At 44.8% G+C, this 25,002-nt stretch carries 21 protein-coding genes and 2 pseudogenes; 13 read left to right on the top strand and 10 right to left on the bottom strand.

Translation table 11 applies throughout. The features are described from left to right. Position 1 precedes the first annotated feature (1 nt). The 6 genes and pseudogenes from ACZ5QV_RS03275 to ACZ5QV_RS03250 all read left to right on the top strand — a co-directional run. Positions 2-688: an ABC transporter ATP-binding protein gene (locus ACZ5QV_RS03275; protein WP_464601205.1), complete on the top strand. Its 687-nt coding sequence runs from the start codon at positions 2-4 to the stop codon at positions 686-688. Between the two features lie 305 nt (positions 689-993). Beyond that, positions 994-1,164 carry a hypothetical protein gene (locus tag ACZ5QV_RS03270; protein ID WP_464601204.1) on the top strand — a complete coding sequence of 57 codons (171 nt, stop codon included), beginning with the start codon at positions 994-996 and terminating at the stop codon, positions 1,162-1,164. Positions 1,165-1,373: 209 nt separating this feature from the next. After that, on the top strand, positions 1,374-2,309 hold the full coding sequence (locus ACZ5QV_RS03265; protein WP_464601203.1) for an RNA-guided endonuclease TnpB family protein: 936 nt from the start codon (positions 1,374-1,376) through the stop codon (positions 2,307-2,309). Positions 2,310-2,800: 491 nt separating this feature from the next. After that, complete coding sequence (locus ACZ5QV_RS03260) at positions 2,801-3,196, top strand: reverse transcriptase N-terminal domain-containing protein (protein WP_464599831.1); 396 nt, start codon at positions 2,801-2,803, stop codon at positions 3,194-3,196. 12 nt (positions 3,197-3,208) lie between these two features. Further along, a pseudogene (gene ltrA, locus ACZ5QV_RS03255) lies at positions 3,209-4,549 on the top strand (group II intron reverse transcriptase/maturase); the annotation flags it as partial. 104 nt (positions 4,550-4,653) lie between these two features. After that, positions 4,654-4,947 (top strand): annotated as a pseudogene (locus ACZ5QV_RS03250) (RNA-guided endonuclease TnpB family protein); the annotation flags it as partial. Position 4,948: 1 nt separating this feature from the next. Here ACZ5QV_RS03250 and ACZ5QV_RS03245 read toward each other — a convergent pair. The 5 genes from ACZ5QV_RS03245 to ACZ5QV_RS03225 form a co-directional block, all read right to left on the bottom strand. Continuing rightward, complete coding sequence (locus ACZ5QV_RS03245) at positions 4,949-5,215, bottom strand: hypothetical protein (RefSeq protein WP_464601202.1); 267 nt, start codon at positions 5,213-5,215, stop codon at positions 4,949-4,951. Between the two features lie 262 nt (positions 5,216-5,477). Next, positions 5,478-6,209 carry a TIGR02391 family protein gene (locus ACZ5QV_RS03240; protein WP_464601201.1) on the bottom strand — a complete coding sequence of 244 codons (732 nt, stop codon included), beginning with the start codon at positions 6,207-6,209 and terminating at the stop codon, positions 5,478-5,480. A 570-nt stretch (positions 6,210-6,779) separates the two neighbouring features. Next, entirely contained in the window at positions 6,780-7,430 is a 651-nt protein-coding gene (locus tag ACZ5QV_RS03235; RefSeq protein ID WP_464601200.1) for a hypothetical protein, read from the bottom strand. A 222-nt stretch (positions 7,431-7,652) separates the two neighbouring features. Beyond that, the gene (locus ACZ5QV_RS03230) at positions 7,653-8,642 is read right to left on the bottom strand and encodes a hypothetical protein (protein WP_464601199.1); all 990 of its coding nucleotides are present in this window, start codon (positions 8,640-8,642) and stop codon (positions 7,653-7,655) included. 273 nt (positions 8,643-8,915) lie between these two features. Continuing rightward, positions 8,916-9,338 carry a nucleoside 2-deoxyribosyltransferase gene (locus tag ACZ5QV_RS03225; RefSeq protein WP_464601198.1) on the bottom strand — a complete coding sequence of 141 codons (423 nt, stop codon included), beginning with the start codon at positions 9,336-9,338 and terminating at the stop codon, positions 8,916-8,918. A gap of 250 nt (positions 9,339-9,588) precedes the next feature. Here ACZ5QV_RS03225 and ACZ5QV_RS03220 point away from each other — a divergent pair, with 250 nt between their 5' ends. The 3 genes from ACZ5QV_RS03220 (at position 9,589) to ACZ5QV_RS03210 (ending at position 12,388) form a co-directional block, all read left to right on the top strand. Continuing rightward, positions 9,589-10,071, top strand: a complete 483-nt coding sequence (locus tag ACZ5QV_RS03220) for an NOB1 family endonuclease (RefSeq protein WP_464601197.1) — start codon at positions 9,589-9,591, stop codon at positions 10,069-10,071. A 299-nt stretch (positions 10,072-10,370) separates the two neighbouring features. Continuing rightward, positions 10,371-11,600, top strand: coding sequence for an RNA-guided endonuclease InsQ/TnpB family protein (locus tag ACZ5QV_RS03215; protein WP_464601196.1), 1,230 nt, complete (start codon positions 10,371-10,373; stop codon positions 11,598-11,600). A 173-nt stretch (positions 11,601-11,773) separates the two neighbouring features. After that, the gene (locus ACZ5QV_RS03210; RefSeq protein WP_464601195.1) at positions 11,774-12,388 is read left to right on the top strand and encodes an orotate phosphoribosyltransferase-like protein; all 615 of its coding nucleotides are present in this window, start codon (positions 11,774-11,776) and stop codon (positions 12,386-12,388) included. Between the two features lie 314 nt (positions 12,389-12,702). On the opposite strand, the gene ACZ5QV_RS03205 is transcribed toward ACZ5QV_RS03210, so the two are convergent. Next, positions 12,703-14,850: a DHH family phosphoesterase gene (locus tag ACZ5QV_RS03205; RefSeq protein ID WP_464601194.1), complete on the bottom strand. Its 2,148-nt coding sequence runs from the start codon at positions 14,848-14,850 to the stop codon at positions 12,703-12,705. Between the two features lie 632 nt (positions 14,851-15,482). Between ACZ5QV_RS03205 and ACZ5QV_RS03200 the strand changes: the two genes are divergently transcribed. Beyond that, positions 15,483-16,196, top strand: a complete 714-nt coding sequence (locus tag ACZ5QV_RS03200; RefSeq protein ID WP_464601193.1) for a slipin family protein — start codon at positions 15,483-15,485, stop codon at positions 16,194-16,196. Positions 16,197-16,364: 168 nt separating this feature from the next. Next, entirely contained in the window at positions 16,365-17,633 is a 1,269-nt protein-coding gene (locus tag ACZ5QV_RS03195) for an NfeD family protein (RefSeq protein ID WP_464602020.1), read from the top strand. An 84-nt stretch (positions 17,634-17,717) separates the two neighbouring features. On the opposite strand, the gene ACZ5QV_RS03190 is transcribed toward ACZ5QV_RS03195, so the two are convergent. Together ACZ5QV_RS03190 and hisH are read right to left on the bottom strand one after the other, a co-directional pair. Next, the gene (locus ACZ5QV_RS03190) at positions 17,718-19,055 is read right to left on the bottom strand and encodes an AIR synthase-related protein (protein WP_464601192.1); all 1,338 of its coding nucleotides are present in this window, start codon (positions 19,053-19,055) and stop codon (positions 17,718-17,720) included. A 384-nt stretch (positions 19,056-19,439) separates the two neighbouring features. Beyond that, complete coding sequence (hisH, locus tag ACZ5QV_RS03185; protein WP_464601191.1) at positions 19,440-20,048, bottom strand: imidazole glycerol phosphate synthase subunit HisH; 609 nt, start codon at positions 20,046-20,048, stop codon at positions 19,440-19,442. A 563-nt stretch (positions 20,049-20,611) separates the two neighbouring features. On the opposite strand from hisH, the gene ACZ5QV_RS03180 reads away from it, so the two are divergent. Both ACZ5QV_RS03180 and ACZ5QV_RS03175 read left to right on the top strand, forming a co-directional pair. Continuing rightward, positions 20,612-21,085: a carboxypeptidase regulatory-like domain-containing protein gene (locus ACZ5QV_RS03180; protein WP_464601190.1), complete on the top strand. Its 474-nt coding sequence runs from the start codon at positions 20,612-20,614 to the stop codon at positions 21,083-21,085. Between the two features lie 54 nt (positions 21,086-21,139). Continuing rightward, a complete protein-coding gene (locus ACZ5QV_RS03175) occupies positions 21,140-21,577 on the top strand; it encodes a peptidase associated/transthyretin-like domain-containing protein (RefSeq protein WP_464601189.1) in 438 nt (145 codons plus the stop codon). Positions 21,578-21,641: 64 nt separating this feature from the next. Here the strand turns inward: ACZ5QV_RS03175 and ACZ5QV_RS03170 are convergent, their stop codons facing one another. Together ACZ5QV_RS03170 and ACZ5QV_RS03165 are read right to left on the bottom strand one after the other, a co-directional pair. Further along, on the bottom strand, positions 21,642-22,511 hold the full coding sequence (locus tag ACZ5QV_RS03170) for a hypothetical protein (RefSeq protein WP_464601188.1): 870 nt from the start codon (positions 22,509-22,511) through the stop codon (positions 21,642-21,644). 345 nt (positions 22,512-22,856) lie between these two features. Then, entirely contained in the window at positions 22,857-24,797 is a 1,941-nt protein-coding gene (locus ACZ5QV_RS03165; RefSeq protein WP_464601187.1) for an ATPase, T2SS/T4P/T4SS family, read from the bottom strand. Positions 24,798-25,002 lie beyond the last annotated feature (205 nt).

Here is a 25,002-nt window from a genome sequence, read left to right as displayed (position 1 = left end):
AATGATCACAGTAAAAAACCTGAAAAGGTATTATGGGTCAGGGAAAACTGTTGCCAGGGCTCTCAATGGGGTTTCATTCGAAATAAAGAAAGGGGAATTTGTAGCGATAATGGGGGCATCCGGAAGCGGAAAAACGACTCTGTTGAGGATACTGGCTTTACTGGACGACGCAACGGAAGGGGAATATACCATTCGGGGATTAAAGGTTTCCAGCCTGCCTGAAGCAGAAAGAAGTTATTACAGGCTAACGCAGGTCGGTTATGTTTTTCAGGACTATGCACTCATAAATGAAATGAGTGCTGCAGAAAATGTTTATATCCTTTCCATGATGGAAGGAAAATCAAGAAAGGAATCTTATGAGACTGCTCTTGAAGCCCTGGATAAGGTTGGTCTGAAAGAAAAACATAACAGGATTCCTGATGAATTATCCGGTGGAGAAAAACAAAGAGTGGCAATCGCAAGGGCCATCGCAAAAAAGCCTGACATATTGTTTGCTGATGAGCCGTGTGCAAACCTGGACACCAGAAACTCAAAACAGGTACTGGATGTGTTCAAAGAATTGAATGAAAAATACGGCCAGACAATTGTAATGGTAACCCATGAACCGTGGCATACTGAGTATGTTGACAGAGTAATCACTTTCGAAGATGGCAATTTAATTAGTGATGAGAAAATAGAAAAGAGATGAAACCATCCCGTTCAGGTTCACACAGTCAGGTCTATCTCAGTCCAGGTCTATCTCAGTCAGGTCTCTTAACCGCGGAAACCGGCCTGATGGCCGGTGAGGTAGGCCGGGTTCTTAAAATAATTTACAAACTTTGAAATCGGGGGCGGGAAAATAAGAGTGTTCAGGGAGAGCTTTTCAAACTCGCTTGCAAGCGGCACATTTTCGTGCCGAAGACCTTTATTTCTGACTTGTTTTTCGTATAAACTCAATTGTTGTTTTCTTCATATTGATTAATATAAAGGTAACTGAATTTTGGAGAGTTGTTCATGAAACGTGATGAAATTCTCAGTCTTTCCCGTTCGAACCCCGAGGCGATTGTATCTTATATTGAGGAACTTGAAGCCGAAAATGAAGAATTTGAAACTAAAAAAGAGAAACTTGAAGCAGAATATAAACTCTTAAAGCCAAAAATGAAGCACTTGAAGCCAGAAAAGTGAAACTGGAATCTAGGAAAAAAAAGTTTGAAGCCAGAAATAAATGATGCAATTTTTATCTCAAACAGCAGAAGACTCCTTCCTCGACAGTTCCGGCTTTGCCGGAACTGGCAGGTGGGAGATGAATGCGTAAAGGCTACAGGGGCCGGTTTAAATATGTTTAACTGTAGATAAGTATTTTTAAATTATATTAAATGTATATAGGGGTTTGCATGAAACAGGGGCTTGTGTACCGGATCTATCCGGCAAATGATGAACAAAGAACGCTAATTGAAAAGCATATAGGGTGTTCCAGATTCATCTATAACAAGTTACTAGAGTACAAACAAATTTACTATGACAAATTTAGAATCAACATATCTCTTACTGAACTTGATAAGCTAATTCCGGTTCTCAAAGAAATATATCCGTGGCTTAAAGAAGTCAATTCGCAGTCATTACAGCAGGCCAGAAGGAACCTGCAAGATGCATATACAAGATTTTTCAAAGGTCAGAACGGATTCCCACAAAGGAAATCAAAAAAAGACACTAAACAATCATTCAAGGTGCCCCAACGGTACAAGATTAATCTCACTTCCTCAGAGATCTTTTTTCCCGGAATTGGATGGATGAATATTAAAATCCATCGGGAACTATTAAGCCCTGAAATTATGGATAACCTCATTGAAAAAACGCTAGTCAATGGGGAAACCATAATAGAACAGAACTTAAATTCGAAGTTTTTTAGAACGGCAACAGTTCGAAGAACGCCCACTGGTAAGTACTACGTAAGCATCTTAACCGAAGATGGAGAAGAATATCCAGAAGTTCAAGAGTATTCTGAAAGTACTACAATAGGCGTAGATGTAGGGCTAAAAGATTTTGCAATAACTTCCACCGGGGAAAAGATCGAGAACCCAAGATTTCTTAAAAATTCTCTTAAAAGGCTCAAAACTCTTCAAAGAAGAGTAAGCAGAAAGGAAAAAGGTTCAAAGAACCGAAGGAAAGCAGTACAAAAACTTGCAAAAATTCATGAAAAGATAAGCAATCAAAGAAACGATTTTCAGCACAAGGTTAGTAATGACCTTATAAGCGAGAACCAAGCTGTAGCGGTAGGTGTGACAAGAAGTTATAACATGAATTGCAGAAATGCTATCTCCTCCATCTGAGATAACCTTACTATGACATGCGTGGCTGGCAACGGCTGGGTGTGAAGCTCATAGGACAATATGGAGAAGTTTGTAAATCTAATACAAACGATCTGTTAAGGTAAGAGTGCTATGAAGAAACGTAAGTTGAACCATCGTAAGAATCGTTAACAGCAACAAGCGAAACTAGATTGATACGCTTGAACCAAAAGGTGTAGAATTAGACCTCAGCGGTTCTATTGACGCTGAGGGAAATGGACATATGATTCTCGGTTTATAGATGGCTTCTAAGGTACTCACAATTATTTATGTTATAGAACTTGGTAAGCCCTATAAGTTCCCACAAGGGTAGAAATCCTGCAAAGGATAACGATGACTTAGAGGGTAAAGGAACGGAGTAAAAAGCGAATGACAATCTGTAATGAATTGTATAAGGGTTCAAAATTTGCCCCAATCCGAAAGGATGCAGACTTACTCTATGGTAGCTCAACGTATGAACGAAGGCATACCCTATGAATGTGAGACATTCAAATACATTGATTGAAGAAGCGGAAGCATTAACCATTAAACTGTTGTGGGAAAACCCTGAAACAGCCAACGGCATAAACATTGCTCACACCAAACCAACCAATGAGAAGCTCACAGACGTTCGACCCTATTCCAGATGGAACAACATCAACTGGAAAAAGGTAGAGGAACATGTCAATTGGATGCAAGTCCGAATTACGAAAGCTGTTAAAAAAGGTAACTGGAATCTTGTCAAAAGGCTAAGCTACCTGTTAACCCATTCGTATTATGCCAAATTATTGGCAGTCCGTAAGACAATACAGAATAAGGGCAAGAGAACCCCCGGAATCGACGGCGAACAGTGGAACACACCTAAAGCCAAGATGGAAGCGGTTCTCTAATTAACGGATAAAAGGTACAAATCCAAACCCTTAAAGCGTGTTTACATCGAAAAATATGGGAAAAACAAGAAACGACCCCTAGGAATCCCTACAATGCACGACCGAGCCATGCAATCCCTATATGCTCTGGCTCTAAACCCTATAGCAGAAGCAATAGCAGACGCAAGATCATTCGGGTTTAGAAAATTCAGAAGCACACACGATGCATGTTCAATAATATTCGGAAATCTTAGCACCAAAAGATCAGCTAAATGGATTCTAGAAGGGGATATTAAAGGCTGTTTCGACAACATTAGTCATCAGTGGTTACTTGAAAATATCCCAATGGACAAATCTGTTCTAAAACAATTCCTAAAGTCAGGTTACGTGTTCAACAAAACCCTATTTCCAACAGTTGCAGGAACCCCACAAGGAGGTATCATTTCCCCAATTCTAGCCAACATGACGTTAGACGGAATTGAAAAACTCCTAGAAGACAAATACCACAGGGGCAAAACTGGAAGGATAACTGATCATCAACGTAGAAAATACAAAGTAAACTTTGTAAGATACGCTGATGACTTTATAATTACTGCAAACACAAAGGAAATAGCAGAAGAGGCGAAGGAACTGATTAAAGGATTCCTAAAGGATAAAGGTCTGGAACTATCAGATGATAAAACTACAATCACCCACATTGACGATGGTTTTGACTTCCTAGGCTGGAACTTTAGAAAATATAAAGGGAAACTTATTATCAAGCCCTCCAAGAAATCTATCCAGAAAGTGGTCGATAAAATCAGCAACACAATTAAAAAGGGTAAAACATGGCCACAAGAAGCCCTAATCAAAACCCTCAACCCTATTATAAGTGGATGGTCGAACTACCACCAAGGAATCGTGGCAAAAGCAACATTCAGCACAATAGACCACTTAATCTGGAAGATGCTATGGAAATGGGCTAAAAGAAGACACCCGTATAAAAACAAAGAATGGATACGCCATAAGTACTGGCATACCTACGAAACCAGATCTTGGATATTCTCTACCAAATATAACACGCTCAAACGACTATCCGACAAAAGGATAGTAAGAAATACCAACCTATCCATTGATAAAAACCCTTACCTTGACAAAGACTACTTTATAAAACGTCAAAGAGATCAAGGCTCGAAAAGACTGTCAGGCATATTTAATACAATTTGGAAAAAACAGGCAGGTATATGTCCATTTTGTGAACTCCCGATAAACATTAACAATGATGCTGAGGAAAGACCTCTACACCACATAAACGGAAATCACAAGGACAACAGACAGACCAATCTGATATATACACACGCTCATTGCCATAGACAACACCATGCAACTTTATAACGACTGCCCCTACAGGGTTTTGAGATGCTTGAGCTGTATGAGGTGAAAGTCTCACGTACAGTTCTTAGGCGAGAAAGAGGGAGCAATCCCTCCGACTTAGCCGACAATCGTTAAACATTGCTGGCATGAAGAAGAACCATAAACTTGCACAGGCTATAAGTGACGCTGCTTGGGGGGGTTTTGTGAGTAAGTTGGAGTACAAGGCCAAAAAGATAGGGAAAACAGTAATCCGTATAGGCCAGTGGGAACCTTCTACTAAAAATTGTAGTGTCTGCGGGTTCCACAATAAGGAAATAACATTAGATGTTAGAAACTGGAAATGTCCAGAATGTGGAACAGAACACGATAGGGACATAAACGCAGCTATAAATATTAAAAAGTTTGCACTTGCGATCTAAATTAAAGATACACCGATGGGACATCGGGAAGAGCCTGTGGACTCGTGGAGATTACTCCGGGGAACGAAACAGGAAGCCCCTTCCTCGGCAGCCGAAGGCTGACAGGTGGGGGTAGTTCACATGTAAATGGAATGCCAGCACACTTGTCTAAGGAAGAAGAAAGAAGAACAATTCTTGCGCTTGCCTTTACTTTTACATGTCTGGTTGTTATCTTTTTTGCAGCGATTTTTTTATAAAAATATATAATTTGAGCTATTTTTACAGACAAAGAAGGTTTTTGACGGCCCCAGCAAACATTTTAGAAAAGCAGAAAAAACCGGAACCGTCTGATTTGCTGATCTGAATTAAGAACTGGCCGCCGCTTTTTTCGAAGATTTTCTGTCACAAATCGGGCAGGTGTATTAGGTGTCTTTAGGGTATCTTGTCACGCTCGCCGAGGGCGAGCGGCTTTTTCCATGAAAATTATAAAAAGAGGTAAAAAGGAAATGCAGTTTTTTGTGTAACTATTTATATAAAATGCATAATTTCCATTATTTCAGATTGGAATACACTGCATCATCCAGCTTTTTCATCAAAAAAGAAATGAAGCTCAGTATATCCAGACACTCTTCCCTTGTAATTGGCCATAGATGTGCAGGCTCATGAGCAGTTGGATTTCTGATGGCCCTCATAAGACCCGCAGACAAAAAAGCTATGCCTTCCTGAACGTTTTTATCAGTACTTGAAAAACATTTTGTCACTTTCAATGTTCCTTTGTTAGGATTCCATACATGAAGCATCAGATCCTGACCTTCCTTTATACTCTGAGATTTATTCTGAACGAGTTGGTGATATATTTTAGCCGCTTCAAAAACTGCATGAAAGAAGTGACCATTAAAATAAAGCTTACTACAATTTTTCACAATTTCTGAATGAAAATTCCTGTTAATGAATTCATTTGACTGTTTATTGCTGATATTTGAAACACCTGCTTTCATTAAAAGAGCATTTATGTATTCTTTATTTTCATCAGGGACAATCAGATCCAGAAAATTACATAGTAGTTTATTGCGCTCATCTAGTGTTAGCTTCTGTTTTGCTAAAGTTAATATCCAATCGTGTATTTTCTGCGCTCTTTCAGAAGTGATAGAATCATTCGGAAAATGTTCACAGTTAAATGAAAAAACAGATTTTGCAGCCCTATCGATTTCATTCAGAGAAGTAGAGTACTTCAAACAATCTCCTATTTGAATTGCAATCATCTTGTATGTTTGAACATTCACACTTGAAATCTCCTTGATATTTAAATATGAACACGAATTTTTCCAGACATTAGTTTTGGAAGAAGAGAATCACGAATTGAACTAAGATTTTGAACTTCTTCAAGGTTGAAAAATATTTTGTTCATGACATTCCCTCTAATATTTTCGAAGGATTCGATGATTGATTTAGGTGGTACAATTATTTGAATCTGTTTGAAAGTTTTTGTTGTAATTTTCCGGACGCCCCGTTTTTCAGAAATCTTCGTGGAAAATGGCCTGGCGGTTTCAACTTTTTTCAGCCAGACCCCACGTTTTCATCAGATAAGCGGAAAAAATGGTACAGGCCCATGAAGAAGATTTCGGAGATTATTATAAGTTTCAGAATTTAATAAAGTTGTTGGCAGTTTTCGGATCTGGAACTTACAAAGACTAATGAAATATTGCAAAATATGCTGATTGAGATTAGCATAAAACTGCAAAATATGCTGATTGAGATTAGCATAAAACTGCAAAATATGCTGATTGAGATTAGCATAAAACTGCAAAATATGTCAATCTGGATTAGTCTCAAATCAAATAATATTAAGGAACTCATTCTCCTGCATTAGATTCCTCCAGGTAATAAATTCCTTTTTTTCGCTCCCATTCGGCCCTTATCCTGAAGAGAACCTTTCCTTTCAGGGCAATGTATGCATCCGTAACGCCTACCTTTCCTTTGATAACTCTGAGCAATTCGTCATAGTTCGTAAGGTTATGCCGGATAAAATTCTGCCTGATCCTATGTAAAAACGCAGCATCGGAGTCTCTTGTTGCCATTAAAAAATCGTTATTACCGTTAATGACACTTGGCCTGTTGGTCTGCCATTCGTTATATGAAAAAATAGCCAGATCGGTTAAATCCGGTTCCGGAATATAGGCGACTTCGATAGCCAGATCTTCAACCTGCTTCAGAAGGTTTTGTTTCTTTGTTTCCACGGCTTTTTGAGCCCCAAGTTTTCTCTTTTGACTTTTTTCAATCAGCTCTTTGAATTCGGGGGTATTCTCTAATTTTTCGATTTTTGAAATGAGGTATAACTTTGTAGGGGCCGCGCTTCGATAATGGGGATTTGGAGCTTCCCTGTCAGGCACAACACCCATTTTCTTAATTATTGAATCAGTCCATCCTCGTTCTTTCAATCCGGTTTTTGTGACATAATCATTCTTATCTTTCGAGTCCGACATTTGTATTATTCTCCAGAACAATTATTTCCTCTCTACATCCTCCGGAATTCACGATAAAACAGGCAGGTGCAGGCCAAAAGACGGCGATTTCCGGCCGCCCCGTTTTTCAAAAATCTTCAGGGAAAACGGCCTGAAGCCCGTTTCTAATGATCTATTCAATTCTCAAACCCGGTTTCGTTTACGGAATCAGTTTGTCGAAGGCCAGCCTCAGGGTTGGCCTTTTTTGCCGGTTCCGGTTTTCTTTCAGGGATTCTCCGGGGATTCTCCCTTAAGATATTTGTTCATAATATCTACACTTTGTCTCAGTTCTTCCAGCAGTTCTTCCGGGATTCCTTCTGATTCAGAGGCCATTTTTAAAGTCTTTTCGAAACAGGTCTTTGCAAAGGCCGGGTCAATGTTGAGATAGAGGGCTCCCATCATGAGGTGAATGGGGAAAAAGTCTTTTTCCTTTTCAGTGAACTTTTTGTAAAAGGCCTGGAGTTTTTCAAAATCTTCTTTTTCCGCAAGCTCGGAGACATAGGACTGCACAAGTTCGAGGTAATTCAGGCCCTGTTCGAGCAGGAAATCGGACTTTTCATCGTCGTTCATTAAAAAGAAACCGGTTTCAAGATCGCTCGTTATGGTGTCATCATCGAACATATCGCCTGCGTCCCGGCCTTCGAATAAGCCCCCTTCTTCAAAGAAATCATCCGCGTCTTTTTTCATAAGGAGCATATCGATCTGAGCATCGTTCAGGCCCAGTTCACTGGCGGACTTTTTGAACTCCTTTTCATATTTTTCCTCTTCTTCTTTTGAAAATAAGTTCAGGACGTATGTGGTCCACTTTACATAGGCCTGATCGTCTTCCACCCAGGACCGGTTGTCAATGACCCATAAAACATAGTCGATGACCAGTTTGAACTCGTGGTGAGTAAGCGGGTTATCTTCAAGGACTTCAAGCAGGTCTTCAACAATCAATTTTTCAAGGTCGCTTTTGAAGAAAGTAATATCTTTGTCGTAGTTTTGCTTGATATTCTTTAAGGCCAATATGATATCTTTATCCAGTAATTCCCTGTCAGTGTCATAATAATAATCGGCAATTGCGTATTCAATCGTGCCCAGATACTCACTGTAATCATATTCCAAATTGAACAGGCTTTTGATCTCCAGTATTTCCGGGGTGTCGGGTTCCAGATACAGGGCTATTGTAGCTTCAGATTCATCAGTTAAAACATTTTTTTCATCAGTGTTCATAAAATAATTCTCCAGGTTTTGGATAGTATTTCTCTGGGTTCAATTTATATTTTTCCGGCATTTCATTTTTTGGTGACTTCCCGGTGGTCTCCTCTTGCCGAACCAATTTTTCTGAGGAAACCCTCTAGGAGGGACTCTGTATTTCCAGCGGGTATCTTCAGCCAGAAATTCGCCTTTCCAGTCCTAGTCGTTGAAAGGGGGATTTGAGAGGATGAAATTGGCCTTCATACAAAATTTCTTGCGGATCCATTCTCGGAGGAAGGGAAACTATAATTAACGATATTTTTCAAGCCCCCTCAAAAGTTCTTCCTTGTCCCGGGCAAGAGTCTCGACCGCAAACTCTATCATCAAATTTACGATCCCGTCCGAAAGTTCTCTGAAATCGGTCCGAAGCCCCAGGACCGGTTTGCCTTTAGCATAGGCATAGCCTATTTCCCAGGCCGTGCCAGAGTCCACGTCCACACCGTCAAGGACTGCCACAACCAGGTCCGAGCTGTCCACGCCTCCCACACAACGTTTGAAAATCATAGCCTGATTCAGGCGGTTGTGCTCTATTTTTGCGTCTTCGGCATCTTCCTGTGGGAAAAAAACCGAAAACCCCTGTTCTTCTAGAAGGTCCCTTAATTTGCGGTTGAACTCAAGTTCTGCATGAGTGAAAAGCGGACCTGCAAGATAAATTGTCTTTTGACTGTTCAATTATATTTCCTCCACCTTCCGGGGGCTTTAAAACTTTCGTGTAATAAAAAGAAAGAAGGAAGTGAAATAATTTGCTTACAGAGCCACGCCCCGGCCGATAAATCTCCTGAAAGCGCAGGGGTCTACCAGAAGGACCTGCATCCGGCGCGTGAACTGCCCCTACCTTCCACCTTTGGCTGTCAAGACGGGACTCTCTTTTTATTCCCACCCAAGGGTTAAATTAAATAGGAAAAAGGGGAAGAGAAAGCAAATGACTTTTTACATAGCTGATTCAGCAGTTTTCATAATGGGAAATTGCGATGTGGACAGTTCCCTCCTCATAACCATACCCGGGGTTGTGGACGAAATCCGGGCGGAAGCCGCTAGGCTTCGCCTTGACCTTGCCAAAGAAGGGGGACTCCGGGTGGAGTGGCCCGAACCTGAAATGGTGAAAAAAGTAAAGGAGATGGCAGCCTACACGCGGGACCTGGAAGAGCTTTCTAAGACCGACCTTGAAATCCTTGGAAAGGCCCTGGAACATAAAGACAATGCTATCCTCCTGACAGACGACTACGCGGTCCAGAACGTTGCCGTACAGCTCGGGATCGAGGTAAAACCGATTGCTCAGAAAAAAATAAGGGACTTGATCATCTGGGGAAAGAAGTGTATTGGCTGCAAACGGAGCTTTGACAGCGGAGAGATATGCCCCATCTGCGGTTCCCCCCTTAAGAAGAAGAGAAAAAGAAAAATATAAAATAGTTTATTTGAAACTCACTGAGTAAATATATAAAGAAGAGGAAGAAAAGGATATAGTGCCCAATTCCATATAATAATCATATATAATATATAAGTAATATTATATATTGTGTCACATATAAGCTGAGTGAGTTCTAAGCTTTCTTAAAATCACAAGGATAACGTTACACCATGTACGTAAAACAAGGAGAAATCAGAGTTAAATTTGACGAGATAATTTCAATGCTTCACTGCTATTCCACAAGCATTATAGCAAAAGAGGAGAATATAGTATAAAGTTGGGGTCGAATCAAAGTGATGGTTAAGCGTGTTGAGCAAATACAATTTCGTTCCGATGAAATTGGTGATTTGTGCCATAAATCCAAAAACCTGTATAACTTTGCAAGCTACATAGTTAGACAGGAGTTTTTCAAAAACAAGAAATGGATAAGGTACAAGAAACTCTACAAACTCGTAAAGGATTCGGAGCCTTACAAAGAGCTTCCGGCCCAAACTGCTCAACAGACTCTAAAAGTGCTTGACAGTAACTGGAAATCTTTTTTTGAAGCTATGAAAGCTTTCAAAAAGAATCCCGAACTTTTCACAGGAAAGCCGAAACCCCCTTATTACAAAGAAAAAGATGGAGAGTTCCTGTTAGTTTTTACCAATCAGCAGGTCAGGATTAAAGACGGAAAACTCAAGTTTCCCAGAGTAGTTCCATTGTCCATCCGGACAAGACTTTCTGATGATATAAATTTAAGAGAAGTCAGGATCATTCCAAAACACGTAGGGTACACCTGTGAAATCGTTTTTGAAACCGAAATAGAAGAACCTGAACCCATTAATTCTGGAAGAGTCCTGGGAATTGACCTGGGAGTTGTCAACCTCGTAACCATTGGAAACAATTTTGGTGAAGTTCCAATTATTGTTAAGGGCGGAGTTGCCAAGTCCGTAAACCAGTTTTACAACAAAGAAAGAGCAAAGCTCCAGAGCATTTATGAGTCCCACGGGTTCAAAACCGGTAAGAAAATAGAAGTCCTTACCCACAAACGAAACTCAAGGATTAAAGACACACTTCACAAACTGAGCAGGGCAATAATAGACTATGCTCAGGGGATGAAAGTGGAAAAAATTGTCATAGGGAGTAACCCGTTCTGGAAACAAAAATCCAACATGGGCAAAAAAAATAACCAGAAGTTTGCTCAGATTCCCCACAGTACTCTTATTTCAATGGTCGAGTACAAGGCCGAGGAAGTTGGAATTTCAGTTGAAAGGATCGAAGAGTCCTATACAAGCAAATGCTCTTTCCTTGATAATGAACCAATGGAGCACCGGGACAAATATCTTGGAAAACGGGTAAAAAGAGGACTTTTCCGGAGTGCTGCCGGAGTTTTCCTTAATGCTGATGTAAATGCAGCATACAACATGATAAGAAAAGCAGTCCCTAATGCCTTTGCAGAGGGGATAGAGGGTGTTGTGCTTCACCCTGTTAGTGTTAATCCACTATACAAAGAACAGTTTATATCACAAATTCATGATTGTTTGTGATACTAATTAGAACTTTTCATAGCATAACGTTTGGAAGAATAATAATATTCGTAAACTTGCTTATTTACAGACCTTAATTCATTTTTTAGGCGTGTTTGTGCAGGAATTCACAAAAAACAGCTGGAAAAACTGCACAAAAAACAAAAAACATCATTCAGGTGGGATGGAGGAAAATGAACAACATAGACGATTTGATCCAGAAAGCTGTGGAACTGCAGAGCGACGGGCTTGTAACCGGGCAGATCGCCGACGAACTGAACGTGTCAAGGGAAACGGTGACCTGGCTTCTGACCCGCTCAAAAAAGGACGCTGGCGTCCCCGCCCCCAAGGACATTTCCGTAAACTGGAGCAGCATCGGCAAAAGTGCCACAAGGCTCCATTATATCGCCCTTGCCCTTTGCGATATGGTACTCGAAACTCTGGACAAGACAAACGGTGAAGTGGATGTTGTTGTGGGAGTCGCCGTAAGCGGGATCCCTCTTGCGAGCATGATGGCAGATGAACTGGGAGCAGACTTTGCCCTCTATCATTCCTCCAAAAGCCAGCATGAGGTCCAGCCCGGACATAAAGGGACCTTCAGCCGGAACTTCGGAAGCGTTGCAGGCAAAAACTGCGTGATTGTGGACGATGTGATCACCACGGGTACGACCATAATGGAAGTTGTGGAGCAACTGAGAGAGATGGATGCCAAACCAAAAGTTGTCGCCGTCCTGGTAGACAAAAAAGGTGCGGACGCCATTGCCAACGTACCCATAAACCCCCTGGTCAGGATCGTAAGGGTGGACTGATAAAAATATTCAGTTTTAAAAAAAATCAGTTTTGTCATAGAATCTTTTGTTCCGTGAAAAGTCACCCCCTGGGGGATTTCATGGAACCAGACTTTTTTTTAATTTTATTTAACTTTTTTTAATTTTTACTAATTCTTTAGTTCTGGTTTTTGCCAGCTTTGTTCTGAAAAAAATCGGAAAAAAAGAGTTATTACAGCCGCCTTTCCTGATAAAACCGGAAGACAGCAGAGGGATGAAATAGAGAGGACAATGTCAGAAAACTGACAGCTCCACTCATCCAATTTTTTTAGATATCTAGGGTTATTCAGTCTGGCTTATTTGGATATTGAAAGATCTTCAACATCATAAGCCTCGATCTTTTCGATCAGCTTGGAGAGCACCTCGGTCTTCATCCCTTCGACGAACTTGATGCTGCCCACAACAAGATGTCCGCCTCCGTTAACTCCGGCCCCTTTCAGTTCTTCCCTGAGGTCCCGGACCATCTGAGGAATGTTCATGAGCACGCCCCTTGAGCGGATAACCGCAAAGTCAGGTCCTAACCCAAGGGTGATCATGGGCCTTTCAGGGTTCCTTTTACAGTAGACATCGTGTACTTCCCCTGAGGTCTTTCCCGGTGGAGGGAAGGTGAACTTATGGGCATAGTTTTCGACATCCAGCACGTTCAGCATGGCCCCGTTAGCAAGATCCTGAGACTTGATGTTGGGAAGACAGGTATCGAGCTGTTCATTTATCATGCCGTTTGCCTGCTCACAGAGGAGGGAAACAAGGTTTTTGTGGATCGTGTTGTCCCCGAGGTCCAGAATGTCGTCAACGATTCCTTTACCACTGCTGAATTTCAGCCAGAACTGTTCGTAGTCCAGGGCAAGGGCCATTTCCTTCAGTTCCTCAAGAGAGTAGCGGTCCGAAACAAGGTTAATGTAGCGTTCCGCCTCCGGGGCTTCGGATCTGTCCCCAACAGCCGAGACTCCGGGCAGGTGTTTGATCATGTCGGTGATGTCAGGGTTGATCATACGAGCAACCTCGGCACAGAGCATGCCTGCGGTGACTCCGAAGTCTCCTCCCACATGGGCCGGGTTAACGTGTCCTATCAGGTACTGGTCCACGACATCATCCGGATGGTGATGGTCAATTACCAGCATATCGATGCCATAGACCTGGGCCTGCCGCATGGCGGGGACATCCTCTTCCGTGGACCCGTTGTCCACAAGGATCACAAGGGGCATCTTCTGCCCGTGCCGGGCCGCGTCTTCGAGTGCATACGATATATCCCTTGTTATATCGGGAAGCTCGTAGAAAGGAGCCTTGGAGGGAGCACGCTTATAGTAGTAATACTCGGCATCCATACCCCCGATTTCCTTGATTAGGGGAATAATCGCCCGCTCGATTGCGATGGCCGAGGTGATCCCGTCGGCGTCAGCGTGGTGCCTGAGCACAATTGGTTTGGAGTGGAGGATGGCCTTTTTAATTTCCCTTGCGACGTGCTGCATTTTGGGCTTGAGCATTTCCAGGATCTCACTCTCGATCATGAAAGGAATTTCAGCAGGAGTTGCTTTTTCCTCGATGACCTGCTCGACCCTGGCAAGCACTCTGTCTGCCCGTTCCCCGGTGAGCCGTTTCATGCTCATAACTTCAATCTGGACCTGACTGTCCCGCATGGTCACTTCCCCTGTAATGGAAACAACCATGTTCACGTCAATAAGGGGATAGGACCTCTTACCCGCACTTTCAAAAGCCGCGCAGGGGATAAAACCGCCTTCGTCACTGATCGTAAAGATGGTGGGGCCGCTGGTCTGCTTTACCTGGATGACCTCTCCTTCAAGCCGGACAAGACTGCCTTTCATGTTGGCATCGAGTCTGGAGGAGTTTTCAAGCGGCAGGTTCTTTTCAAGCTCGACGGTCTCGTACTTTGTGAGGGTTTTCGGGATCAGGTCGAGTTTTCCACCTGGCTTAATGCCCTTCACATAGACGATTACGGCATCTCCTACCTCAGGCTCAACATCGATATTACTCGAATGCATAAGGCCCCTTATGTGGGAGTTCATATCCACAAAGACCCCGAAAGAGGCTTTGCTGCCCACAACACCGTGATAGTAATTTCCGGTCTCGACATCTCTGATATCACAGGAGGCTTCCAAGGAATAGACGTACTGGGTATTGGAACATGCTGCGCAGAGCCCTTCCTCGACTTCTTCCGGAGTTGAGATACTGGCTCCGCAAACCTTACAGGTATAGAGTTTCCCAAGACCCCCACAGGTTTTACAGGGTTCGGTTATTTCGATTTTTCCTGTACTATTACATTTATCACATTCTGCACCGTTCTTCAGAAAATCATCAAGATTTTTTTCCGACATTTTCATGAAATCGACCGACTTTGTATTCCCCTGACCCTTACACTGGGGACAGACCTCGGTTGCAATAATTTTATAGCCACTACCGTGGCAATCTGGACATTCCTTACTCATAAATACCAACACCAAATTGGTTCATCCGAACCTGCGTTTTGCCTGGTTTTCCACCCTGAATTATTTATATATTTCATTATGTATGATCCGGGAAACATTTGTCAATAACACATATACACAAATTATCCTCCGACCCCGGGAAACAAAACCCGGAAATGGAAGGGTTCCCTTCAGCATACATTTATTGTGGTCAACCATATTCAGAAAAAACTTAAAAGGTAATTGTTTTCTCTTTTTTAAGCTTTTCCCGTATTCTAATGCTTATTGCCCTTATATTATAACTGGTCTTTACAGAATTATAAAAAGAGCCAGTAGTTATAGTAGCATAATTAGCTCTTTCTGACAACCCAATGCAAAAATATAGCTACATAAACAAATTATACATGGGTTTGTCGGTTCAAAAGAATAGAACCTGCAGAAAACCTTTAAACCCGGAAATTTCTAAAGAGTAGTTTTAAGGTATAAACTCCCGGATAAAGAATGATTATTAAATAAGAAAGTTAATTATTAAACTATAAGTTTGAATTTAATATAACGAAATAAGAGGGGTAGCTATTATGAATGCTTTATTTGGCGAATTACTGGTTCCTGTATTGATAGTTCTGATATTAATACTCTCACAGGCCATAAAAATGGTTAATGAATATGAGAGGGTTGTTATTTTCAGGCTGGGCCGCTTGAGTGGAGTAAAAGGACCCGGGCTTTTCCTGATCATCCCCTTCATCGATAAGGCCATAAAAATTGACCTGAGGATAGTTACAATCGACGTCCCGAAACAGGGCGTAATCACACGGGATAACGTCACGGTAGAAGTTGACGCAGTTGTTTACTACAAGGTCGTGGAGCCTGGAGCTGCCATTACTCAGGTAGAAAACTTCATGTTCGCAACCTCGACCCTCTCCCAGACCACCCTCCGGGATGTGCTCGGACAGATGGAGCTTGACGAACTGCTTTCGGAGCGGGAAAACATCAACAAGGAAATTCAGGAACTGCTGGATGCCTACACCGATCCCTGGGGAATCAAAGTCACCGGAGTCACTATCCGGGATGTTGTCCTGCCCGAGAACATGAAGCGGGCGATTGCAAAGCAGGCGGAAGCCGAAAGGGAAAAGCGAGCCAGGATCATTCTCGCAGAAGGGGAATTCCAGGCCGCGCAAAAGATGAAAGAAGCAGCTTCCCTCTACGAAGGAGTCCCGACTGCAATCAAGCTCAGGGAACTCCAGACCCTTGCCGAAATTGCAAGGGAAAGAAACCTGATTGTGGTCACGCAGACCGGCCAGACCTCGGGAACCGCCGATATAGCCGCAATGTCCCAGGCCTTTGTTAAAAAAAATAAGCAGGAGTAAAACCCTGGGAAAGAGAGGAATGAGGAAAAGAGGGGAAAGAAAGGGATGAAGGAAAAAGGGGAAGAAAAGAAGGTCGAAAAAAGAGGCCAGAAAAGGAGGACGAAAGAAAGGAGCGGGAGAGAAGGAATCCTGCTCTCCTTTTTTCTTCTGGGCTGCATCCTTTTCTCCATGCTTGCGACTCCCGCGGGAGCAGGGCCGGAAGAGAGGGTTCTGGTTCTGGAAATCTCCGAAGCCATAACACCTGCCTCCGATAACCTTGTGGCCGATGCCATAGACAAAGCTGAATCCGAAGGTTTTGAAGCCCTTTTGATAAGCATCGACACCCCCGGAGGAGGCCTGGAAGAGACTCAGGTAATCATTAAAGAAATGGAAAACACGAGCGTGCCCGTGATAGGCTACGTGCCCGAAAGTGGGAAAGCCTGGTCGGCCGGGACTCTCATTTTGCTCGGCACGGACATTGCAGGCATGGCCCCCTTTACCGTGCTTGGCTCGGCCCAGCCGGTCCGGATCTCCGCGTCAGGGACCGAACCCGTGGAAGATGACAAGATCATAAACGCCCTTGTCAAGTTTTCGGTCTCGACCGCCAGAAAACACGGGAGAAATGAGACCTTCGCGGAAGAGGTTATTACGAAAAACAAAAACCTTGACGCCGAAGAAGCTCTGGAAGCCGGGGTAATCGAATACGTGGCCTCTTCGATTCCCGAGCTCCTCTCTCAGGCAGACGGAGAGAAGGTCAAGGGAAATACCCTCCGGACTGAAAGCGCAAAAACCGAGCCTTACAACCCTCCGCTTCCCCTGAGTTTTCTCAGGTTAATCTCAAACCCGGTCCTTTCTTCCCTGCTCCTGACAATCGGGCTTTACGGAATTATCTTCGGGATCTCAAACCCCGGAGCAGGGGCAGAGATTTTCGGGGTTATTGCCATAGTGCTCGGGCTTATCGGGACGGGCTTTGACATCAGCATAGGGGCCTTCTTCCTGATGATACTGGGCATAGGGTTGATGATTCTGGAACTGCAGTCCCCGGGCTTCGGGATTTTTGGAATTACGGGGCTTGTCAGCCTTGTGCTGGGAAGTATATTTCTGGTGCCCCTGGGCGCGGAAAACATATACACCCCCGAGTTCCGGAGGCTTTTGACCCTGACCATCGTCACCCCGACAATTGTTTTCGGGCTCTTCCTGGTCTTTGCCATCTACAAGGTGGCCGAGTCAAGGAATAAAAAGCCGGTAATCGGAGCTTTCACAGGGGATACGGCCCATACAATAGACCCGATAGGGCCTGAAAAACCGGGCTTTGTCCGCTATAGGGGTGAGTACTGGAAAGCCCGGGCCAATGAAGAGATAGAAAAAGGGGAAACTGTGGAAATTACGGGAAAGGAAGAGGAGTTCCTTCTGGTAAAAAGAAAAGAAGAAGAGGAAGAAAAAAGTTCTGGAAATTAAAAAGAAGAATGTGGGCCTGTGTTCTGGATAAAACCTGAAACCTGCCCACAACTTCTATTTTTTAAAAAACGTTTTTTGAATCCTTCAGCTTTTTTGCTTCTTCCGGATTGCTTCGAGGACTTTTTGCTTTTTCTCGATGGCTTCGGCCGCGGCCCGGTCAACGGCGGCCCGCATTTCCTCAAAGTCCCGGGGCATCTCTTCTCCGTGCACCTTCTTTACGGGAGTGTAGGCCGATTCCCTGAACCTCGGAGAGAAGTCCCGGAGTTCCCCGTTAATCAGAATTTCAGCTCCACTGCCTTCCTCGACATGTCCTATGATATCGATTTCGACATCTACAGCCCGGATGGTTTCCATGATAGCCTCCGCAAACTCCGGAGGCGTGATTACCAGGAGTGCGTCAATGGAGACACCCAGATAATCGATTTTCAGGGTTTCGAGCATGGAAAGGACCTTCGGGTTTACAAGGGCCCGCATCTTTTTTTCTTCAAAGACGAGTTTTACTCCTGCGGTCCCGGAGATTTCTTTTGCGTCCCCGCGGATTCCCCCGTTTGTCACATCGGTCATGGAATGGACTTTCTCGTGGAGTCCGGACTCCAGCAGGGCCTCACAGGCCTCCAAGAATCTGATATTGATGGTCTCTTCCACGACTTCATGCATTCCATAGTAAAGGGCTGTCGTGGAGACCGTGCCCCCGCCTGCTCCTTCGGTCATGAGGATCAGGTCGCCGGCTCTTGTCCGGTTCCGGGAGGTAAGGGAAGTCGTAACCCCTACGGCCCCAACCCCTCCGGTCATCCGGTCGCCTATGACCATGTCCCCGCCGATCCTTAGAGTACTGCCCGTGATGAGAGGAATGTCCATGAGGTCGGAGACCGTGGTGATGCCCGCTATGTGGTCAAAGATCCTGGCAATGTCCCCGTCGTCTGCGACGTGGATGTCAGAAAGCATTGCAAGGGGTCGGGCCCCCATGGCATAGACATCCCGAAGCGCAGCCCTGGCCACATGGAACCCCGAAAGGAATGGATAATCACTTAAACGGGAATGTATTCCGTCGTTGGTGAGAACAAGAAATGTACCGTCTTCCAGTTGCACAACCCCGGAATCGTCAAGCTGGGAACTGTCCACCACGGCCCCGGTTTTGCCTATGACTTCTCCCAGTTTGGAGTGCACATAAAAGTCTCCTGTGCCCCGGGAGCCTACCCCGAACTGGCCCATGGAAACTCCCGACAGGGTGGATTCCAGTACTTCTCCTTTCACGTTCAGGGTCGCTTTTGCTTCGGTGACGACGGCCCCCGCTATTTGCCTGGCCCTCTCGGGGCTTATGTCCTTGATTTCAAGTATCCTCTCGACCAGTTTTGCTTCGATTTTGGATTCGTTTTCAGGGTCTTTCCGGAGAGCCCGTTTTGCATAGCCTTCTATATCCATAATATCATCTTCTTACAGAACTAAACGATAATGAATTAAGTATAAGGAAATTCGATATAAGGAAATTCGGTATAAGGAAATTCGGTATAAGGAAATTCGGTATAAGGAAATTCGGTATAAGGAAATTCGGTATAAGGAAATTCGGTATAAGGAAATTCGGTATAAGGAAATTCGGTATAAGGAAATTCGGTATAAGGAAATTCGGTATAAGGAAATTCGGTATAAGGAAATTCGGTATAAGGAAATTATATCTAAGCTATTTCAAAGTGTGTGATTGATCTCAAAGAAACAGTTTTCTTACAGAAAGCCCGGCAGGACATGTACCTGCCGCCTCTGGACTGCCTGCGAAAAAAGGGAAAAACGAAGGTAATCTTTTCAATTTTTTCAGCACATTCCGACAAAGTTTTTCAAAATCCGAAGGCCCACATCTCCGCTTTTTTCAGGGTGGAACTGTGTCCCCATTACGTTGCCTCCGGCGTTCACAACGGAAGCTGCAAATTCAAGTCCGTATTCACAACTCAAGAGGGTGTGTTCCGGGGCCGTGTCCACGTAATAGGAGTGGACGAAGTACACAAAGGCATTTTCCGGAAGCCCTTCGAAGAGGGGGTGGTCCTGCCTGATTTTTACGTTGTTCCAGCCTATGTGGGGGACTTTGAGTTCGGACCTGGGAAAACGGAGTACTCTTCCCGGAATCAGGTCAAGCCCATCGGCAAGCCCACCTTCCTCTGAGTTACTCATGAGGACCTGCTGGCCCAGGCAGATCCCGAGCATGGGCCTTCCTGACTTCGCGTATTCATAGATGGTCTCTTTCATGGGGTTCAGGTGCTTCATTGCGTCCCCGAAAGCCCCTACACCGGGCAGGATCAAGCCGTCGGCGGAAAGGATTTCTTCAGGATCCCCTGAGATAACGGGGCTGGCTCCCACGTGCTCGATCCCTTTCTGCACGCTTCGGAGATTCCCGAGCCCATAATCGATAATCACGATTTTTGCCATAGTCCTAAAAAATAATGTTAAAATAGATTAATGTTACGTAACGAATTTTAGAGCATTTATTTTTTAGAGATGTGCTCAAAAGAGACTTTTGATTTCCCGCAGTGTTCGCATTCGTAGTGTTTTTCAAGCATATTCCCAAAAAAACAAATTGCTCCGCCCTTTCGTTTCCATTTGTGCAATCCTAAAAAACACAAAAAATTCTTTTTATCAACCGCTTCGGATCGAGTTTCCGAGATGTTTTGCTTCAAAAAGCTGTTTCCCCTGAAAAGTAATGATTAATGATGTAGTATTTTAGTTATCATCGTGAGAATATATAAGAGTTGCAGTTTCGTCCTGCAATTTGAGACATCATTTAGTGAACTATCCCTTCTGCCTCTTTCGGAATCTTGTTAAATCATAGGTTTTACAGGAGTTTTGAATTTTCAATTAGAAACATTGAGGAAGGGGTCTTCCAGCCTGCGGAGAAAAAAGTAAATAAGTATATATAAGATTAACCAGAAAACAGAAACATCATAAAGTTTTTTTAAAAATTAATTAATATATTTTGGGGGTATAAGTACAGAATGAAAGCTTTCAAGAGAGATGAGGCGGCCATGGAACTTCCCATAAACATTGTGGTGATGCTTGTGGTAGGGATGGTGGCCCTGGCGACCCTTATTTCAATAATTCCGACACCAACGAAAGAGATGTCCGTATTTATAGAAGAAGCGGGGCTGGACAGTGCTACCCTTAGCCCAGGAAATTCCATAATAGTGGACGCCACTGACGCAGATAATTTTGACATAATGGTAAAAATAAAGGCAACCGACGGGGATGGAAACCCTGTCAGGGACGCGAACGTTGTCCTGAGGGGGCTTGGGGGAGTTGCCTCGAATATAACGAACATAACCGGGTACTCGGTCCTTGAAAACAGCGAAGGGGCCCAGTTAAGGCTTAGCCCGAACCAGAACGAAGGAACCCTGGACCTGACGGTAAGCGCAGAAGGTTTCTATGACTACGAAAGGGCAGACGCGGTCATGATCATCAAGACCCGCTGATTTTGGATCTGCAAAGACCTGTTACGACTTCGAAAGTAGATAAGGTTTCAAACTATGTTTTCAAAAAAACTTCTGGAAAATGAAAAGGGGACGGCGGGCCTTCCTCTGAGGATTGTGGTCCTGACCATTGTCGGAATGGCGGGCTTTGCCGCAACCCTTGCGGCAGTCTCCGAAACTCCGGCCCCTCCGGAACCAATGTACGCAATGGCAAACATAAGCGAGTTGCCCCTTTCTTCCGTCCCGGCAGGCCTCTTAATTACGGTGCTTGATCGGGAAAACCTGGGAATAGAGAACGCGAACGTAATTATACGGAGCCCGGACCGAAAAGCCGCTTTTTCAGGAGTTACAAATGCAGCGGGAGAGCTACGGATAGAACTCCTGAACCTTTCCCTGCCTGCGGGAAAAAACGAGGGTTACCTTGCACTTAAGGTTATGAAAGAAGATCACCGGGACTATACGGACGAATATTTTGTAAAAATTACCGGGGTCTGAGTTGGGAGGGATCTTTTTCCCTCCTAAATTTCAGACACTGTTTTTCAAAAACCTGTATTCTTTTTCAGGAAGCTTCCGGCCCTGAATTCTCTTTTTTTCGGTTAATCATGTAAAATTTGAAAAGCACGGTCAGGGCCATCAGGACCGCAAGGCCTGTGGGAAAAAAAGGAGACCTTATAATGTCCCATCGACCAAGCCAGACAAGGGAGCCTGTAAGGAAAAGGACCAGAGCCCCCGCAATTCCCGAGACCTCTACCGGGACTTTTATGGAACCAAAGGTCAGTCTGCTCTGGTTTTCAACTTCTCCAAGACGTATTTCAAGTTTTGAGGCCGCATCCTTCCCGACCGCTGTTCTTTCTTCAAGTTCCGCGTCAAGCCGCTGTATTTCGGGGGCCTGCTGATTATGCACAAAATCCGAGAGTTCGATCAGGGCCGCTTCAAGAACCTGCAGGCTTTCTGAAAAGCCTTCAATGAGGGCGTTCATTTCCTTTATTTTTTCAGCACTTGCCTGGGAGTAAGAAAGACCTCCGCCGCCGCCGGCCTGGACGCCCGGAAAAGCAGAGGAGGAAACCACAGGATTGCTGGAAGACGAAAGGGAAAGAAGAGGAGAGACTTCAGAACCCTCCAGAGAAGTTAAATTCGAACCCAAAGTCCCGACCCCGGAATCCAGGACATCGACAGGGGAAACCGAAGGCCCCTCGGGAGACAATAAAGAGGAAACTCCCTGACCCCCGGCCTCACAAAAAGGATCTGAATAACTGGAAAAGCCCGCCCCGGAACTGGGAGGAGTCTCAAGGGAAATCCTCCGCTCCACTGCCCGCAGCCGCATCTCAAAACTCCGGACATTCTGGTCAAAAAGCTCGATTCGTCCGCAAAGGTCTTCTTTTATTTCCTGGTCTTCCCGACCGGTCCCATTCAGATTAAATCTGCTCACCTGTACATACCCCCAATACCCCAAAAATAAAGTTATTTAAATTAAATTGAAATCCCCAAAAATTCCTTACATAGAATCAGGCAAAGACAGAATATAAAATTTTGGATATATAACAAAAATATTAAAAAATAAAGGAAGATAAAAAGCAAGAAAAATAGGAAAAAAAGCAAAACAGACAATTCTGATCCTTCAGGCCGTAAAAAGAAAAAAATGGAAGTCCTGGAGCTTTCAAGATTTTCAGGGCTCCAGAGCTTCAGGACTTCCAGGCTTTAAGCCAATTCAGCCAATTCAGTCCATTCAGCAGGAACCCCCTTTTTACTCAAAAACCAGTGTTTTAGGAAGAGTTTAGGAAGAGGTAGCTGACATCTTCCGTATCTCAAGGAGTTTTCCATTCTCCACGGCATTTCCAATAGCCTGGGCAAGATCGGAATTTATCCGGACCTTTATATCTCCGTGCCGGCTGACGGTCGCGCTGAAGAGGTATTCCTCTTCAACATAGACCTCCACATCTTCTCCGGCAAGGTCCGGGGTCTTCATGATCAGGTGTTTGCGGGTCTTTTCCAGCATGGGATGTCCGGAAACAGAGCTTTCGGCCCCTTTAGCTCCAACTTCTCCGGCTTCCCCGGCTTCGTATCTGTCCGGCTCGTACCTGTCCTCGTACCTGGTGCCCTTCTTCGGGCTCTCAGCTTCAAGCTCCCGGACATCAATATGGATCCCGAGCGTCTTTTCTATCCGGTCAATGACGCTTCCGCCTTTGCCTATAACCTTGCGCATCTCCGGGGCCAGCACCTTGACGATTGCACTGTCGTCTGAGGTCATTTCGACCTTAACGGGTCCTTTGGCGTACTTTGAAATGGTATTTTTCACCTCTTCTTCCGCAAGCCTCCAGGCAGGTTTCCGGGCCTCACGCTCGACCCCTATGGGCATGACAACAACCTGCTCCCCGTAGGTGTAGATCTCGTGTTCGACTTTTCCGGTCCCGAAGTCCGAAATCGTGATCACAGGGCGGGCAAGGTCTTGCTCTATCATCCCGTGGGGCACCTTGACCGTAAACGCGAGGATGAGGACCTTTGCGACCTCTCCCCCGTCAATGAAGATGACCGTATCCACGACCTGGGGGATTACCCCGAGTTCGACCCTTCCGATCAGGCGCTGGATTGCGTCCACGGCCCGGGTGGAGTGTACTACCCCGATCATCCCGACTCCTGCCAGACGCATGTCCGCAAAAATCAGGAAGTCCGCGGTCTTCCGGACCTCGTCATAGATGGTGTAGTCAGGCCTGACCAGGAGCAAAAGGTCGGCCGTATCCTCCATCCGCCCGTTTAAGGGGGCGTACTGGGTAATCTCGGGAGGCACCTGCAGGTCCCGGGGGGACTCCATGGTCTTGACCACCTGCTCATGGTCATTCAGGTAACGTGCGACTCCGGCCGCAAAGGTGGACTTGCCTGCGCCCGGTGGACCTGCAATGAGGACGCCCCGCTGGCTCAGGATACGCTCTTCGAGTTTGTCACTCAGGTGGTACTGTTCGAGGTCCACGATAACGGTGGGCCTGACCGCCGTAATCTCCAGGTCGTCGGAAAAAGGCTGGTGCGTGATTGCAATCCGCATATTCCGGATCTGCAAAACCGTCGCCCCGTTGGAAGACATCTCGATAAAGGACTCGGGATCGACCCTGGCCCTCTCAATAAGCCCCCTCGAAATACTCTGGAGCTCCGAAAAGGTGGCGGTAGCATCCCTGATTTTTACATAGCGCACATTCCCTATAGGCCCTTTTTTAGCCATTGGAGAAACCCCGTTTTTCAGGTGCACGGACATGGTATCCTCGGTAAAGAACTCTTCGATCCTGAGAGGGCCCAGTTCCAAAGGGTTCACGACCTTCGGGGGTATATACATGACCTCAAGCCCCTTTGCCCCTGCAATAATGGACTGGATCCTGTCTTCACTTACGAAGAGTCCCCCCACCTCAAGGGCAGTCCTCCGAATCAGGGCATCGACCCTGCCCTCTTTTGAAAGCTTGATTTCCTCAAGGGTGGGCTCAACCCCCCTGAAACTCAGGCTAATCTCACCTCTGTCTGCCAGTCTGCGTAATTCAGAAAGTTCATCCAGTCCCTTGAACCCTATTTCCTTGCCCTTGTTAGCCTGGGCCTCCAGTTCCGAGACAACCGCTTCCGGAATGATAATTTCCGCTCCCCGGAATTCTCCACTCCTTATTTTCACGGATATCCGGCCGTCAATGATGACACTGGTATCCGGAACGATTATCTCTATTTGCTTTTCATCAGTCATATAAAGGGATATTGAGCCGGGAAGTATATAATAAAACTTCTGGGACAATTTTTTTGAGGATAGGAGTAGAAAAAGAGATTATTATCAATATTCCCGGCGTTGAAAGCCGGGAAGATGAGACTTTAGCCCTTCAAAGTCCCGGTAAAACCCAATATTTTTAAAAAAAGTTAGGTATCCCTGTCCGATTCAATCTATTTATCCGATT

Source organism: Methanosarcina baltica (genome assembly GCF_055394095.1).
Note: the sequence above shows the minus strand (reverse complement) of the source record. Positions and strands in the feature narration are given on the sequence as shown.

What these genes read in the sequence shown, in the direction of transcription:
- ACZ5QV_RS03275 (WP_464601205.1), top strand. Translation starts at nt 2, where the DNA reads ATGATCACAGTAAAAAACCTGAAAAGGTATTATGGGTCAGGGAAAACT.
- ACZ5QV_RS03270 (WP_464601204.1), top strand. Translation starts at nt 994, where the DNA reads ATGAAACGTGATGAAATTCTCAGTCTTTCCCGTTCGAACCCCGAGGCG.
- ACZ5QV_RS03265 (WP_464601203.1), top strand. Translation starts at nt 1,374, where the DNA reads ATGAAACAGGGGCTTGTGTACCGGATCTATCCGGCAAATGATGAACAA.
- ACZ5QV_RS03260 (WP_464599831.1), top strand. Translation starts at nt 2,801, where the DNA reads ATGAATGTGAGACATTCAAATACATTGATTGAAGAAGCGGAAGCATTA.
- ACZ5QV_RS03230 (WP_464601199.1), bottom strand. Translation starts at nt 8,642, where the DNA reads ATGAACACTGATGAAAAAAATGTTTTAACTGATGAATCTGAAGCTACA.
- ACZ5QV_RS03220 (WP_464601197.1), top strand. Translation starts at nt 9,589, where the DNA reads ATGACTTTTTACATAGCTGATTCAGCAGTTTTCATAATGGGAAATTGC.
- ACZ5QV_RS03215 (WP_464601196.1), top strand. Translation starts at nt 10,371, where the DNA reads ATGGTTAAGCGTGTTGAGCAAATACAATTTCGTTCCGATGAAATTGGT.
- ACZ5QV_RS03210 (WP_464601195.1), top strand. Translation starts at nt 11,774, where the DNA reads ATGAACAACATAGACGATTTGATCCAGAAAGCTGTGGAACTGCAGAGC.
- ACZ5QV_RS03205 (WP_464601194.1), bottom strand. Translation starts at nt 14,850, where the DNA reads ATGAGTAAGGAATGTCCAGATTGCCACGGTAGTGGCTATAAAATTATT.
- ACZ5QV_RS03200 (WP_464601193.1), top strand. Translation starts at nt 15,483, where the DNA reads ATGGTTAATGAATATGAGAGGGTTGTTATTTTCAGGCTGGGCCGCTTG.
- ACZ5QV_RS03195 (WP_464602020.1), top strand. Translation starts at nt 16,365, where the DNA reads ATGCTTGCGACTCCCGCGGGAGCAGGGCCGGAAGAGAGGGTTCTGGTT.
- ACZ5QV_RS03190 (WP_464601192.1), bottom strand. Translation starts at nt 19,055, where the DNA reads ATGGATATAGAAGGCTATGCAAAACGGGCTCTCCGGAAAGACCCTGAA.
- hisH (WP_464601191.1), bottom strand. Translation starts at nt 20,048, where the DNA reads ATGGCAAAAATCGTGATTATCGATTATGGGCTCGGGAATCTCCGAAGC.
- ACZ5QV_RS03180 (WP_464601190.1), top strand. Translation starts at nt 20,612, where the DNA reads ATGAAAGCTTTCAAGAGAGATGAGGCGGCCATGGAACTTCCCATAAAC.
- ACZ5QV_RS03175 (WP_464601189.1), top strand. Translation starts at nt 21,140, where the DNA reads ATGTTTTCAAAAAAACTTCTGGAAAATGAAAAGGGGACGGCGGGCCTT.
- ACZ5QV_RS03165 (WP_464601187.1), bottom strand. Translation starts at nt 24,797, where the DNA reads ATGACTGATGAAAAGCAAATAGAGATAATCGTTCCGGATACCAGTGTC.